The 14369-nt window shown below is 27.5% G+C and carries 15 protein-coding genes; 8 read left to right on the plus strand and 7 right to left on the minus strand.

The genetic code is table 11. The annotated features are described in order from the left end of the window. The gene (locus C4N20_RS05385; protein ID WP_005979697.1) at positions 1 to 564 is read right to left on the minus strand and encodes a DUF1694 domain-containing protein; all 564 of its coding nucleotides are present in this window, start codon (positions 562 to 564) and stop codon (positions 1 to 3) included. Between the two features lie 203 nt (positions 565 to 767). On the opposite strand from C4N20_RS05385, the gene C4N20_RS05390 reads away from it, so the two are divergent. The 3 genes from C4N20_RS05390 to C4N20_RS16695 all read left to right on the plus strand — a co-directional run bounded on the left by C4N20_RS05390 (position 768) and on the right by C4N20_RS16695 (position 2842). Then, positions 768 to 1814 (plus strand): carboxypeptidase-like regulatory domain-containing protein, encoded by a 1047-nt coding sequence (locus C4N20_RS05390; RefSeq protein ID WP_005979699.1) that lies wholly within the window; start codon positions 768 to 770, stop codon positions 1812 to 1814. A gap of 176 nt (positions 1815 to 1990) precedes the next feature. Further along, a complete protein-coding gene (locus tag C4N20_RS16690; protein ID WP_005979701.1) occupies positions 1991 to 2329 on the plus strand; it encodes an NADPH-dependent FMN reductase family protein in 339 nt (112 codons plus the stop codon). Between the two features lie 66 nt (positions 2330 to 2395). After that, positions 2396 to 2842, plus strand: coding sequence for an NAD(P)H-dependent oxidoreductase (locus C4N20_RS16695; RefSeq protein ID WP_005979703.1), 447 nt, complete (start codon positions 2396 to 2398; stop codon positions 2840 to 2842). A gap of 52 nt (positions 2843 to 2894) precedes the next feature. Here C4N20_RS16695 and C4N20_RS05400 read toward each other — a convergent pair whose 3' ends face one another. The 5 genes from C4N20_RS05400 to C4N20_RS05420 all read right to left on the minus strand — a co-directional run bounded on the left by C4N20_RS05400 (position 2895) and on the right by C4N20_RS05420 (position 8258). Next, complete coding sequence (locus tag C4N20_RS05400; protein ID WP_005979705.1) at positions 2895 to 3506, minus strand: LysE/ArgO family amino acid transporter; 612 nt, start codon at positions 3504 to 3506, stop codon at positions 2895 to 2897. 45 nt (positions 3507 to 3551) lie between these two features. Next, positions 3552 to 4310: a DUF4846 domain-containing protein gene (locus tag C4N20_RS05405; protein ID WP_005979707.1), complete on the minus strand. Its 759-nt coding sequence runs from the start codon at positions 4308 to 4310 to the stop codon at positions 3552 to 3554. Positions 4311 to 4387: 77 nt separating this feature from the next. Continuing rightward, entirely contained in the window at positions 4388 to 4747 is a 360-nt protein-coding gene (locus tag C4N20_RS05410) for a hypothetical protein (protein ID WP_005979709.1), read from the minus strand. Positions 4748 to 4955: 208 nt separating this feature from the next. Next, a complete protein-coding gene (locus C4N20_RS05415; protein ID WP_005979711.1) occupies positions 4956 to 6362 on the minus strand; it encodes a glucose/sorbosone family PQQ-dependent dehydrogenase in 1407 nt (468 codons plus the stop codon). Between the two features lie 339 nt (positions 6363 to 6701). Continuing rightward, on the minus strand, positions 6702 to 8258 hold the full coding sequence (locus tag C4N20_RS05420) for a nitrite/sulfite reductase (RefSeq protein WP_005979713.1): 1557 nt from the start codon (positions 8256 to 8258) through the stop codon (positions 6702 to 6704). A gap of 385 nt (positions 8259 to 8643) precedes the next feature. Here C4N20_RS05420 and C4N20_RS05425 point away from each other — a divergent pair, with 385 nt between their 5' ends. The 5 genes from C4N20_RS05425 to C4N20_RS05445 all read left to right on the plus strand — a co-directional run bounded on the left by C4N20_RS05425 (position 8644) and on the right by C4N20_RS05445 (position 13230). Then, complete coding sequence (locus tag C4N20_RS05425; RefSeq protein ID WP_005979715.1) at positions 8644 to 9291, plus strand: response regulator transcription factor; 648 nt, start codon at positions 8644 to 8646, stop codon at positions 9289 to 9291. Positions 9292 to 9293: 2 nt separating this feature from the next. Then, positions 9294 to 10901 carry a HAMP domain-containing sensor histidine kinase gene (locus C4N20_RS05430; protein WP_005979717.1) on the plus strand — a complete coding sequence of 536 codons (1608 nt, stop codon included), beginning with the start codon at positions 9294 to 9296 and terminating at the stop codon, positions 10899 to 10901. An 87-nt stretch (positions 10902 to 10988) separates the two neighbouring features. Then, positions 10989 to 12071, plus strand: coding sequence for a glycosyltransferase family 9 protein (locus C4N20_RS05435; RefSeq protein WP_005979719.1), 1083 nt, complete (start codon positions 10989 to 10991; stop codon positions 12069 to 12071). Next, positions 12031 to 12387, plus strand: coding sequence for a hypothetical protein (locus C4N20_RS05440; RefSeq protein ID WP_005979721.1), 357 nt, complete (start codon positions 12031 to 12033; stop codon positions 12385 to 12387). Before C4N20_RS05435 ends, C4N20_RS05440 begins: the two co-directional genes overlap by 41 nt. A gap of 150 nt (positions 12388 to 12537) precedes the next feature. Then, complete coding sequence (locus tag C4N20_RS05445; protein WP_005979723.1) at positions 12538 to 13230, plus strand: DUF975 family protein; 693 nt, start codon at positions 12538 to 12540, stop codon at positions 13228 to 13230. A gap of 51 nt (positions 13231 to 13281) precedes the next feature. Here the strand turns inward: C4N20_RS05445 and tsaD are convergent, their stop codons facing one another. After that, a complete protein-coding gene (gene tsaD / locus C4N20_RS05450; RefSeq protein ID WP_005979725.1) occupies positions 13282 to 14304 on the minus strand; it encodes a tRNA (adenosine(37)-N6)-threonylcarbamoyltransferase complex transferase subunit TsaD in 1023 nt (340 codons plus the stop codon). Positions 14305 to 14369: the final 65 nt, after the last annotated feature.

Genomic DNA, 14369 nt, shown 5'->3' on the forward strand with positions numbered 1-14369 from the left:
TTAATCCTTCTCCTTTTCTTCTTTACATATAGGACATGTTCTTCCTAATAATCTGTCTAATAAATTAAGTTCTTCAAACTTGCCTTTGTATGATGGCATCTTTTCAGAAAGCAATTTGTAATGTTTTGAACATAGCTTTTTCCCTAAACATTTAGGGTATTCTCCACTTAAACCTACTTTTCTGAATTTTTCCTCCTCATCTTCCACTATTACTTCTCTATCTGTATTATCTATAGCTTCTTTTGAAACAACAACTAAAACTATATCCCCCTTCATATCCAAAGCATCTACTAATGTGTACTGAATACCTGCTTTTTCTGCCTCCATTATATAGGGATTAAAATCTTTAAGAGGAACATCTCTTCTCATTTTTATACCTGCTGTTCCTTCCTTTTTCATCTCATCTATAACTTCAGTGTAAATTATCCCAGACATAATTTGTTTTTTTGTAAGAGCAAGTATTACATTTTCTTTAAACTCATCAAGATACAGGCTTTTTTCACCTAGAGTTTTTAAAAAATTAATTTTTGTGCTATTTTTTTTATCTATAATATTCTCACTCATTTTCTTCTCCTTGATAATACACTTTTACTTGTGATTATATCATATATCTAATACTTTTTAAATACAAAACGATTAAAAGAAAAAAACTTTAAGTTTAGAATAATATAAAAAAATGCTATAATAAATTCATTCAAAGTACTTATTCAAATAAAATATTTTTTGAACATACATTATTACATAAAATTATATTTATGGAGGAAAACATGCTGAAATTAACATCTTTTTTTCTTTTGCTTATTTTAACAATTAATTCTTTTTCTAAAGATATTTCTATAAAATTTAATACATTAAAAGGTAATGTAAAATATTATAAACCTGGAGATAAAGAAGTTAAAAGTATAGATTTTTTTAATGGAGAAATTAAATTTTCCTTAAAAGATGGAGAATATATTTTTTTATTCACTTCCCCAGAGTATGCTCCTATTGAAAAGAACATTAACACTAAAAAAGAAAATAATTTTTCTATAGAATTTTCAAAAGCTGATACTGTTGTGGTAAATGGCACTGTTCAAGCTGATAATATGAATATTGGTGGTGCTGAAATCTCTTTTGTTAACAGTAGAAATAAAAGCTACACTGTTACAACAGATTTTTTAGGAAAATTTACTGCTTATATTCCTAAAGGAGATTATAGAATAAAAACTAACAGATTTGGATATTCTCTAGACAAAAAAAATGCTCTTGTATATGAATTACATTCAACAGGAAAGCCTTATAATATCATTATAAACCTCCATGAAATATCAAGTTTTATTGAAGGCAGAGTAATTGATGAAAAGGGAAATCCAGTGGCTAAAGCTGATATAACTGTTAAGAATGGTACTGAAACTTCTAAAATAGAAACTGATGAATTTGGAAAATTCAGAAAAAGAGTAGAAGCTGGAATAGTTACTCTTATCTGTAAAAAAGATGGATTTATACAAAATGGGCTTATAAGAAAAATAGATCGACAGTCTTCTATTACTAATTTGGAAATCGTATTAAATAAATCTAAATTTAATGTACAAGGTATAGTAACTGATGGAGTAAAAGCTCTGATAAATATTCCAGTAACTATACATGATGAAGATATTAATAAAATTTCTACTGTTTTATCCAATGAAAATGGATATTATGAATTTGATGGCATAGATGGGGATAAGGATGTGTTTATCTCTGTATCTGATCCTAATTATAAAAGGTATAAAACACCATTATTTAGACTTGATAAAAATATAACAGATAATAATTTAATTTTAGAAAAAAATTAAAAAATTTGACATAATTTTATTTTCTTATTATAATTTAAACAATTAAATAACTTTAGAAATATTTTTCTACGGCGTCCAAAGTACTCGTCAGGTTTAAACCAATCTTAACTATGGGCGAATTGTAATTAAAAACCAGCCCAAAAGGCTGGTTATTTTTATATATAAAGGGAGGATTTATGAAAAAATTATCATTATTATTTTTAGTTGCTGCTTTATCCATTTCAGCCTTCTCAGCAGAAAAAGCTGATGCTAAAGCTGGAGCTTCTGTTACAGAATCTAAAAAAGTTGATATGGCAAATATCGATGCTATTACTTCTGCTTCTATTGTTCCTGCTGCTATTGTAAAAGAATATATTCCAAAAGGATTTACTGATTCAAAAGCTAAAAAAGCTTTATTTATAATAGGAGATCCAAGACATAACAGTGTAACTTTTGATATGGCTTATACTGCTATGAAATTTTTTGAAGAAAATGGGATAGAGGTAACTCTTCGTGATCTCTATGCTATGAAATGAAATCCAGTTCTTTCATTCGATGAATTCTATTATCAAAAAGATGGAATAGGAACTCCTACCCAAGATGTGGCTGAGGAACAAAAACTTGTAACTCAAGCTGATTATATTATTTTTATATATCCTAACTGGCATGATAGTGCTACTTCTATTGTAAAAGGATATCAAGAAAGAGTATTTGCTAAAGAATTTGCTTATACAGCAGATAATAATGGATTGAGAGGTCTATTAAAAGGAAAAGGTCTTTTTACCATGATGAATTGTGGCTTCCTTGGTGGCGGAAGAGGATTTATTGGAAATGGTGTTGGAATATCTGATGAGAAGTGGGATTCATATATGAAGGCTTATAAAGTTTTTGATGATGATCTTGCTGACTGGTGGGGAATGGATAACTATGGAAGATTTATGAACGACAGATATCCAAAAAACCTTTCTGAAAACTATCCTAAGGAAATTGAAAAATTAAGAAATGACCTTAAAGCTTCACTTCAAAAAACTTTTATTGATAAAAAATAACTAATTATATTAAGGAAGGTAAATTTTACCTTCCTTGTATTTTATCAATTTATTAAATTACCATTTGAATAAAACTATAAAATAATTTTATTCCATAAAATATTATAACTGCCCCACATACTATGTTTATTATCCTCAGTACTTTTTCTGTAATCTTACTGCTAAAACATGTTATAAATATTGTCATTCCTATAAACCACATACAAGAAGCAAAAGCTACCCCTGATATAAATTTCATCCCTTCACCTGGCGGAAGAGAAGCTCTAAATGCTCCTAACATCATACTTCCATCAATAATTGCTTGTGGATTAAACCATGTAACAACACAAGCTGTAGTTACAACCTTTATCAAAGGAATATTTACTTCTGTAGAATTATTGAGAGAACCTTTTGCTTTTACAAGACCTATTCCTATATAAATAACAATAAAGCTTCCTACAAGAAGTATTCCTCTTTCTAGAAGTTTTGACTTTTCCATTATGCTTCCTATTCCAAAGAAACATGCCAACGCAAGAGTTACATCAAAAAATATAACAATAAATGCTGTTATAAATGCTCTGCTTCTCTTTTGAGTAAGAGCTGTATTTATAACAAATAAATTTTGCAGTCCTATAGGAGCTACATATGCCAACCCCATTGTCAGACCTTGTAATAAATATTTCATTTTCTTTTCCCCTTAATATTTTTTATTTTTATCTTTCTCTATATCTTACCATTTTTTTAAACTTCCTTTTTCAAATAACCATTCAGGAGTTACAAGCTTCTCATCTTCTATTTTATACCATGGAGAAATATCAAAAATACTTTTTAAAATATGAAGTTCCTGAGATGGCATATAACTTTGAGCCAGCATCATAATTTTTTCTCCTGTTTTTCTATTTACAGCAATATCTACTACTATTACAGCATGTCCTGGAGATCCACCTTGAATAAATACATCTCCTATTTTTATATCTTTTATATCTGCTTTATTCAATTCTCTTGACAATGAAAGGGTTCCTGCATATGTATATATAAATTTCAGATATTCATCAAATACTTCTCTTCCATGTCCCGTTTTATATTTCCCTTTTATCCATACAGTTTTATTCCCACTGACTTTAATTCTTTCCCCATTCACAAATTTTGAAAATGGAACTTTCATACCATTTGTCAAATCAAAAGATATTTCATCATATTTTTTTTGACTATATAAATATTCAGCCCTCAGCTTTATAATTGCATCAGCACACTGAATTAGATCTTGAGGTAAGATAGGCATATCTATTACTGAAATATAAGATTGCACAAATTTTTCTCTTCCATCATATAAAAGTACTGGTGCTCCCATCTCTTTAAGTTTCAAGCTTCTTAAGTAAGTACCAAAAGAGTCTTCTGGATAATACTCTCTCTCATATTCTGATGGAACAAGAAATCTGCTGCTTATAGTTTCTCCATCTTTAACTATCAAATTTTTAGAAAATGTCATTGCATGCAATATAAAAAGTATAAAAACTACTATTTTTTCATTATGTATCTCCCTTTTCAGATGACCTTTTATTTATTTTAATCCACACTAACTTTGAAACAACATTTTTTTGCTCCACTTAAGACAGTTTCAATAATCTCTACATTTATATTCTTATCTGGCAATAAGTTTTCAAGAATATATAATATGCTTTGCTTCGAACATTCACAATGTGATATATCATTTATTTTTCCTGATAATACTTCTGGACAAACACATTTAGGATAACCAATTTCATAAATATGACCTGCTTCAATTATATTTGCAAAAAATGCCTCTGTGTTTCCATATTTTTTATATTGTTCATCTAAATTACAACCGCATTCTTCAAATTGTCTTTTTTGTTCCAATAAAACTGTATCTTTTACACAATTTATTGCTTTGTTTTTATAATCCATTGCTCCTCCTCAGATGTTATTTTTTTGTAATTTAAACCACCCCTAGATTTATTATAGCATACTTTCTTTTTCTTATCCTTAGTTATAGAGTTTCATAACTATTTCCATCTTTTTCTCAACTATAAAAAACAGCTCTTTATAATTTTATTTCATCATAAAAAGCTGTTTTTATTTTGGGCTATCTAAAATTTGAGAGTTAAATTATTTTTTATTTTTCACCATTATATTTTATCATTAATATCGAACCAGGATTTTGTAATTTAGTAGTTGGTTTTAAATCCATGTCTCTTGCTGATCCTTCACTATCAGTAAGAATATAAAATGTTTTTCCATCTGGGCTTACAGCTATATCACGATAACGATTTGGTGTATGGAAAAATGTTGCTATCTCTCCCTGAACATTATCTTTTTGATTATTTAATTTTATTCTAAAAAGAGTCCCTGCTTTTAAAGTAGTCATTAAAATACTGTTATCCCATCCTTTCATAGGTCCACCAGCATAATAATTTATGCTAGATGGCGCCACTGTTGGCCATTCAACATAAGAAATATCTCCATAGATATCTCCATCATGATAATTATATCCTTCTCTGACTGTATAGAAAGTTTTTATAGGATCTTTATAGTTTGCTGGTGCTTTCCAATCTGATTCTAATTGTACTTTTACACGAGGATCAGGTACATTAGGATCTACTGCTGCATCTTTAGGAGCTGTTGACCAGTCTATAAATTTATATGATTGATTGTCTTGAAATCCTGCAACATATGGCCATCCGTAGTTTCCTCCACTTACAAGAATATTCAATTCATCATCTGAAGAAGGTCCATGTTCACTAGAGAAAATCTTATTTTCTACAACGACAATCCCTTGTGGATTTCTGTGCCCATATGTAAATATATGACTTTTTACTCCATTGAGAACAGGGTTGTCTTCTGGAATAGATCCATCTGGGTTCATTCTTAAAACTTTTCCTACATAAGCATCATGATTTCCTTCCTGAATTTCTTTTGCTGTTGGTAATCTTTGAGCTTCATTTTTTTTGAAAGCATTTTTACCTTGGTTATGACCTAACTCACCAAGAGTCAAATACAATTTACCATCAGGACCAAAAGTTATTCTACCTCCATTATGGTCATCTCCAGCTGGAATTTTATCTATAATAACTGTTGGATTTTTTAAAGTTTCAGATTTTGTATCATATTGATACCTTACAAGTTTTTTATAACCAAATTCTGTAGTATTATCTTTAGGAACATATGTATAGAATACATATACATAATTTTGACTATCTTTTTGTAAAAAGTCTGGGGCTAATGCCATTCCTAAAACACCAAAGTGCTGCCCTTCAGCTCTTGCCTCATCTATAGTTAATGCTACTTTTTTTGCTCCTGTTTCAGGGTTTACTCTTACTATACGCTTCCCTGTTCTTTCTGTAACCCAAAGCATATTATCAGGACCATAACGTACATTCCAAGGATTAGATAATCCTTCAGTTAATACCTGCCCTGTAAATGGTTCTTCTACTTTAACAGGCTTGAGTTTGGCTAAAGCCATATTTCCTGAAGCCAAGAATGTAAAAGCAAATGTAAAAAATGAAATCATAATTTTCTTCATAATATACCTCCTTTAAAAAATTTATCTAAAATATGTCTATAAACTTAATTAATATAATTATTCCAGCATAAAGTTAGATTCCTTCTTTTTCTTCAAAAGAATTTTTAAAACAAAATTAGATGTTTTTTTATTAAATTTTATATTTTTTATAAGCCATCAATAATTTTCTAAAATATTTCAAATAATAATTCCTATTAATTAAGTATTATTATTTTATAAAATAAAAAAGTTCGTGCTTAGATAAAAACACGAACTTTAATTCAATTTAAAAATAATTTTATATTTTTGCTATTTATGTTGTTTTAGTTACTCTCTATATTTTTACTTTTTTACATTATTTTATACTAAATATTTTTTCACTAGCTCCATAAAATTCTCATTTTTTTCAGTTATATATTTTCTATAATCCATATTACTTTTTTCAAGTTCTATTGCAAGTTCTCCTATAAACTCTGGTATCTGACTCATAAGCATAGTCCCAAGTTTTGTTCCTAATATTGTTTTTTCTCTGCTTACCATACCTCCAATATAGATATCAAAAACATCTTCAATTTTATCTCCTACTCTTTTCTTTCCTCCTGCAAATCCCATATCTCCAACTTGATGTCTTCCACATGAATTTTGACATCCTGAAACATATACTGATGGAAGATTTTCTTCAGAAATATTATTTTTTTGAATATATTCAAGAATATTTTTAACTAAAGTTTGGCTTTGTTCTATTCCTATCTGGCAAGTAGGAATTCCCACACAACTCATACTTTGTTGTATTTTTGTTTTTTGTCTAAATTTATCTGTAATTTCTAAAAGAACTTTAGCTTGCTCCTCATTAAGATTTCTCACATACATACTTTCAGTCATACTCAATCTAGCTTCTGCATTTTTATTTTCTTTTATAAATACTGCTACTTTCTCAAAATCCTTTGATGAAATCTGTCCATTTAAGGGATGAATAATTACTGTATATAATCCATCCTGTCTTTGATGCACCAATGAAAGATTTTCTTCCAAATTGTGAGAGTACTCTTCTTGAGTCTCTGATAATACAGCTTTTATATCTAAATCAAGATTTTTTTCCTCTTTTACTTTTATCAAATGTTTTTCATAAGCTGCTAAAAATTCAGCTATTCCCATTCTTCTTGGAATATATCTTGTTCTTGCTTTTGCTCTATTATTGTAATCTCCTTCTGCTATAAAAAGATTTATCATTGCTTCTATATAATAAAGTATTTCTTTAGGAGCTACTTTTTTGTCATAAGGTATTGATATTCCTGGATTATTTCCAAGTCCCCCTGCCAAATACATTCTAAAGAATGGTTCTCCATTTTCTTGTGCGGCTATAAATCCTAGATCATTAATTGTTGCTCCAGCAGCATCTCTATCACTTGATGACAGAGCTACCTTCAATTTTCTTGGAAGTTTGTATTCTGTTATTCTATTCATAAAATATTCACTTATCTTCAAAGCAAATTCTGTTACATCAAATATTTCTCCCTTTTCTACTCCTGACATTGGAGAAATAGCTACATTTCTAGGATAATTCCCTCCACCACCACGAGTATATAGTTTGTGTTCCAAAGCTGTTTCCATAATATCACATATGTCATCTATTTTTAAATGATGCAGTTGTATTGCTTGTCTTGTAGTAAAATGAATATCTTCTATTTCATATTTTTCAGTAAAGTTTTTTATTAACTCAAGATGATCTATTGACATCAAGCCAGAGTTTGTTCTAAACCTTATCATAAAGTCCTGTCCACCACGTTGGGCATATACTCCCATTCCACCAGATATTCCTTTAAAATCCCCTACAGAGATCTCTTTATTTACAAATTTGTGTCCTGCTTCACGTAATTTACTTATTTCTAATTTTAATATTTCATCTTGTTTATTCACTTTTTACTCCTTTATTTTTAAATTTTAATTTTATTTTTAATTTTTTCAAAACCTTTTTTAGAGTATCATCTTTTCTTTATAATTAAAAATAAAAATATATTATCTATATATAATAAAAAATTATACTTGCATTATAATATTCTCTTTTTCATATTCTTTTTTATTTTAGGTTATACCACAAAAATTTTAATTTCCTGTTTAATATTTCTTTATTTTTATTTTTTAAATATTATTAGTGACTATTTTATTTCATATTAAAGAAACTAACTGCTTCTATATTCAGTTTTTCAATTAAAAAATTAGGAATTTATTCTTTTTAAATGGTATAATTTTTTCAATCCAGTATATATTTATTTAAATTTTAAAATAGCAATGAGGTGAAAAGATGATACTGATAGTAGAAGATACTGCACATATAAGAAAGTTAATAAAAGCAGTCCTAAAAGATGAAAACATAGAAATTGAAGAAGCTGTTACTGGGGAGGAAGCAATTGATAAAATTCAACAGGGAAAAAAATATGAACTCATTCTTATGGATATAATGCTTCCTAAAATAGATGGCATCAGTACAACTCAAAAAATAAGAGAAATAACAGAAACTCCAGTAATCTTTTTAACTGCACTCTCAGATGAAAAAAATCAGATTATTGCCTATGAATCTGGAGCTGATGGATATATAACCAAACCTTTCTCTAAAGAAATATTAAAATCTATTGTTAGAAGATATGTCTTTAAAAGCGGTGTAATAAAAAAATATGGAGATTTAGAAATAAATAAAAAAAGTGGAAAGGTTCTATTGAATAAAGAAGAAATAACTTTAACTATAAAAGAAAGAGATATCCTATTTTATCTGGAAGAAAATAAAGGTATAGTGAAAACCAGAGAACAGATAATTTCAGGGGTATGGGGTTATGATTTCATCGGAACAGATCGTACTGTGGACAAGCATTTAACAAGATTAAGAGAAAAATTAAACAGCTGTTCTAAATATATAAAAACTGTAAAGGCTATTGGTTATAAATTTGAGGAGTAACTATGAAAATAAAAAATAAATTAATTTTAACTCTATCTCTTATCCTTATGATTTTATTAGCAGCAGAAGTTATTTTAGGAGAATTTTATTTTGAAAAATATTTTAGATACAGCAAGATGAAAGAATTAGAAAATATAAATTTTATTGTAAATAATAAAATAAACTATGATCTTTTAAAGAAATATCAAGAAGATAATAAAGGATTTGCATTGATAATAAAAGATAATGAAATTCTTACACTAAATAATTTTTTTCATTTAACTTCAATTGATGAAAAAACTGGTGATAAAAAAGTCTTTTTATTAGATGAATTATTGGATAATCTCTATTCTGAAGAAAAATTTGATATAAAAGAGGAAGATAGTCTAGCTATAACCAGTATTCAAATTTTGGGGAATTACTATATTCCTCTAACTATAAAAAAAGGAAAAGAGGATTTTATAGATTACAAAAATATACATAGAAATCTTAATGTAGAAAATTTTCAAGGAGTTGTAAAAGAAGTTGGCATTCCTAACACTATTTTTTCTCAAGCAGATGATTTCCTAGAATTTTTAATAGCCAAAAATATTAACGAGGTTATAACTGATGACTATATTGATGATGATGGTGATGATGAATTTAGAATAATAAATAAAATGATTGAAGACTATAGAGTTATAATTTTTTATTCTTATGAGGATATGAAGGATATCTTTCCTACTATAAAATCTTATTTTTATTTTAAAGGTATCATTATGATAATTATCGTTATTATTATAGGGAGAATTCTTGGAAAAAATATAGTTGACCCTATTGAAAAGCTTTCATTAATGGCTAAAAATATAGGTAAACTAAATTTTGAAAAGAAAGGTTATCGAAAAAGTAAAGATGAAATTGAGGAACTATATAAAGAGATATACAGAATGAGTGATAATCTTGAAGGTATAATTAATCTCTATAAAAAAGAATTAGAAGAAAATAAAAATATCAAAAAAAATATTGAAGAAAAAGTAAGGTATTTTACTCATGAAATAAAAACTCCTTTATCCGCTATTATTGGCTTTAGTGAACTGCTCTATGAAAGGGATAAAAGTGAAGAAATAGAAATAATAAATACTGAAGGAAAAAGATTATTAAAGTTGACTAATGAGCTTATTAAAAATGATAACTTTAATAATGAAAATTATATGAAATTTGAAACTTTTAATCTTTCCCAAACTCTACAGATGATATTAAAAATATATGAAAAAGAATTGAAAAACTTTATTGTCCATATAAATTACCATGAAAATATAAGAGTAATAGGAAATAAAAATAAAATAGAACAAGTTATCTTTAATTTTTTAACCAATAGTATCCAACATGCAGAAAAAGAAATGACTATATCTGTAGAAGAATTTAAAAAAGAAGTAAAAATAAATATTGAAAATGATGGAAAAAAAATAAAAAAAGAAAATTTAAATAAAATATGGAAAAAATATTTTACAACAAAGAAAAATGGAACTGGCTTAGGATTGTATGTATGCAAAGAAATTTTAGATGCTCATTCTTCCAAATATAATATAGAAAATACTTCAGCCGGAGTTAGAGCAACTTTCACTTTAAAAAAATATACTAATGAGACATAGAATAGATATTGGGGTGTTATTATTTTATATAATCATAAAATAATAACACTCTTTTTTATTTTAAGTATAGTTTTTAAGGAGAAATATATGAAAATACTTATAGTACGTTTTAAACAAATTGGAGACTCTATTTTAAGCTCTGTTATATGTAATACTCTCAAAAAAAGTTTTCCAAAAGCTGAAATTGATTATGTAGTGTATGAGCATATTGTTCCTCTATTTGAAAATCACCCATATATTGATAATATTATTCCCATAACAAAAGAGGAACAAAAAAATCCTTTCAAATATTTAGCTAAAGTCTGGAAAGTAACAAGAAAAAAATATGATATAGTTATTGATATTATGTCTACTCCTAAAAGTGAATTTTTCACTCTCTTTTCATTAGGAAGCAAATATAGAATAGGAAGAAAAAAAGAATACAGAGGGATAACATATACTCATAAAATTTCAGAACCTTTAAACTCAAAAGATAAGGTTGATAAATTTTTAAAAATGCTAGTTCCATTAGAAGAGAAATATAAAATAATATATGATAATAACTACACTACTCATATAACTGAAGACGAAAAAGAATATATGAAAAATAAAATGCTGAAAGCTGGAATAGATTTTAAAAAGCCTATCTTCATTTGTGCTGCCACTTCAAGAAGGCCAGAAAAAATTTATCCTATTATAAAAATGGAAAAGACTATAAATAAAGTTGTTGAAGAATTTAATGCCCAAGTAATATTGTTTTACTCTCCAGATGAAAAGAATTTCATTAAAAATCTTCATAAACAACTTAATAGCAAAAATATTTTTGCAAATATAGAAACGAAATCAATAAGAGAGTTAGCTGCACTTATTTCAAATTGTGATATGTTTTTTGGAAATGAAGGGGGTCCTAGACATATAGCTCAAAGTCTAGATATTCCAAGCTTTGCTATTTTTAGCCCTAAGAGCAGTAAAAAGGAATGGCTTGGAAACTTTAACGAAAAGCATCAAGGGGTAGAGCCTAAAGATATTTATCCTGATTGCAGTTCATTAAGCTATAAAGATTCCTATTTATTAATTCAGCCAGATTATATTCTTAGCAAAATAAAAGAAATTTATTCTCAGTTTATAGAAAACAAGGAGGAAGAAAAAAATGAAAAATCTTCTATTTATACTAATAATAGGTATGTATAGTTTAACTTTTACAAGTGATAAATATGATATTCTTGAAGATAGAATAGAAAATAATCTTGAGTATAACTTCAGATCTTTAGATGATGGAAAAAAGAAATTAAAAGTTAAAGAATATGATGTTGATATTTTTGAAGATTATGTAAATTTAAAAGCTGAAATTAATTCTACAGTTAAAAACTTTGATTTTGATAAAGCTTTTATTCCGATTAGAGAAGAAATAAAAAATGAAATGAAATCAAATCCTGAAATTAATATTATAGTAGAATTAGAAAAAGTTTTAGGAGAAGATAAAATAATTTATAATAAAACTCTTTAAAAATAAAATAGCATTTTTTAGAAGATTATAAATAATTAAGATGACAAATTATCTTTTTAATTATTTTTAATCTTCTTTTTTATCTACACTTTTTTAACTTTTTCATGTATATTATATAAGTAACTAATATGCAAGGAGGAAAATTTAAAAATGGTAGGAATCAATATAGGTAATATTAAAAATGAAAGTCTAAATACTCTAAAAAATAACTGGGGAACTGGAGTATTAATACATATTTGCTTCTTTTTAATTTCTCTTCTTTTAGAAGTATTAAATTCTTTGGAGGAATTAGTTTTCAACCAAGTAGAAAATAGTTTATTGTTACTTTTAATTTTTCTTGTTATCTTTATTATTATGAATATTTCTCTTACAAATGCAAATGTTATGGGAAGCCTTAAATGTTTTCTTGAATTAGCTAAAGGAAATAAATTAGAAGTTAAACATTATTCTTTCGGTTTTAATTACATGTTTACTGCTTTTAGAGTAGGTGGAGCTTTTTGTTTATTTACATTTTTATGGTCTCTCCTTCTTGTTATTCCTGGAATTATAAAAAGCATTAGCTACTCTATGTCACTTCTTATAGCAATTGAATATCCTGAAATTTCAGGAAGAGAAGCTTTGAAATTAAGCATGAAAATAACAGATGGATATAAATGGGATATTTTCCTTTTAGGTTTATCTTTTATAGGATGGATTATTTTATGTGTTCTAACTTTAGGTATTGGTTTCCTATGGCTTAGTTCATATATCGATACTGCTTATTGTATTCTCTACTTAAAATTAAAACGTAATAGAATGGAATTGTTTGAAGAATTGGATTCAGAAAAAGAAATTTATCTTTAATCATATTAAGCAAAAAGTGGAAAGCCTTTAGTCAGCTTTCCACTTATTCTTTTAATATAAATCTTTAGTTACATCTAATGTTGCTATTCCATTTAGCTCAAGCCCTGCAAAGCAGTCCTCTTTTTTCTCAGCACATTTAAGTTTAAAGTATGCTGCCTCTGCTATCATAGCTGCATTATCTGTACAAAGCTTCATTGATGGATAATAAACTTTTATTCCAAGTCTTGCCCCCTGCTCTGTGAGTTGACTTCTCAATAGAGAATTTGCTGCAACTCCACCTGCAAGTATTATAGTCTTAACATTCTTATCTTTAGCTGCTTTTAAAGTTTTTTTACAAAGAATATCTACTACTTTTCCTAAAAATGAAGCTGCAAGATCTTCTTTTTTAAACTCTTCATTTTTCATATTCATCTTATTTACAAAGTTGATAACAGCAGTTTTTATTCCTGAAAAACTAAAATCATATTCTCCTACTTTTGGTTCAGTTATATGAAGAAAATTTCTGTCTCCTTGGTAATACATTTTATCTACAATTGGTCCTCCTGGATATCCCAATCCAAGTACTCTTGCCACTTTGTCACAGCTTTCTCCTACTGCGTCATCAAGAGTTCCACCCATATTTATAAATTTATGATTTTCATCCATATACACTATATTAGTATGACCTCCAGATACAACAAGAGCTATACATGGAAGCTCTATATCATGCTCTAAAAAATTAGCATACATATGCCCTTTTATATGGTGTACTGGTATGATTGGAATATTATGGGCATAAGAAAGCCCCTTTGCAAAAGATACCCCTACTAAAAGGGCTCCTATCAAGCCTGGTGCATAAGTTACTGCTATATAATCAACATCATCAAGAGTTATTTTTGCTTCTTCTAATGCCTCATCTAATATGGCAGCAATATTTTTTATATGCTGTCTTGAAGCTATTTCAGGTACTACTCCTCCATATTCTTTATGTATCTCTATTTGAGAAGATATCTTATTAGTTAATATATCTTTTCCATCTCTTAATATAGCTATCGAAGTTTCGTCACAAGAACTCTCTATTCCTAAAATTATCATTTAGTTCCTCCTTTTTTCTTCTTTCATCTACTGATTATTATATCACTTTTACAAGAAAAAAGCAG

Origin of the sequence: Fusobacterium ulcerans (assembly GCF_003019675.1) — a bacterium.
Classification (GTDB): domain Bacteria; phylum Fusobacteriota; class Fusobacteriia; order Fusobacteriales; family Fusobacteriaceae; genus Fusobacterium_A; species Fusobacterium_A ulcerans.

Excerpts from the sequence above, each read along its gene's own strand:
- C4N20_RS16690 (WP_005979701.1), top strand. The coding sequence starts at position 1,991 with ATGAAAAAATTATCATTATTATTTTTAGTTGCTGCTTTATCCATTTCA.
- C4N20_RS05415 (WP_005979711.1), bottom strand. The coding sequence starts at position 6,362 with ATGAAGAAAATTATGATTTCATTTTTTACATTTGCTTTTACATTCTTG.
- C4N20_RS05440 (WP_005979721.1), top strand. The coding sequence starts at position 12,031 with ATGAAAAATCTTCTATTTATACTAATAATAGGTATGTATAGTTTAACT.
- C4N20_RS05400 (WP_005979705.1), bottom strand. The coding sequence starts at position 3,506 with ATGAAATATTTATTACAAGGTCTGACAATGGGGTTGGCATATGTAGCT.
- C4N20_RS05405 (WP_005979707.1), bottom strand. The coding sequence starts at position 4,310 with ATGACATTTTCTAAAAATTTGATAGTTAAAGATGGAGAAACTATAAGC.
- C4N20_RS05445 (WP_005979723.1), top strand. The coding sequence starts at position 12,538 with ATGGTAGGAATCAATATAGGTAATATTAAAAATGAAAGTCTAAATACT.
- C4N20_RS05385 (WP_005979697.1), bottom strand. The coding sequence starts at position 564 with ATGAGTGAGAATATTATAGATAAAAAAAATAGCACAAAAATTAATTTT.
- C4N20_RS05425 (WP_005979715.1), top strand. The coding sequence starts at position 8,644 with ATGATACTGATAGTAGAAGATACTGCACATATAAGAAAGTTAATAAAA.
- tsaD (WP_005979725.1), bottom strand. The coding sequence starts at position 14,304 with ATGATAATTTTAGGAATAGAGAGTTCTTGTGACGAAACTTCGATAGCT.
- C4N20_RS05435 (WP_005979719.1), top strand. The coding sequence starts at position 10,989 with ATGAAAATACTTATAGTACGTTTTAAACAAATTGGAGACTCTATTTTA.
- C4N20_RS05430 (WP_005979717.1), top strand. The coding sequence starts at position 9,294 with ATGAAAATAAAAAATAAATTAATTTTAACTCTATCTCTTATCCTTATG.
- C4N20_RS05390 (WP_005979699.1), top strand. The coding sequence starts at position 768 with ATGCTGAAATTAACATCTTTTTTTCTTTTGCTTATTTTAACAATTAAT.
- C4N20_RS05410 (WP_005979709.1), bottom strand. The coding sequence starts at position 4,747 with ATGGATTATAAAAACAAAGCAATAAATTGTGTAAAAGATACAGTTTTA.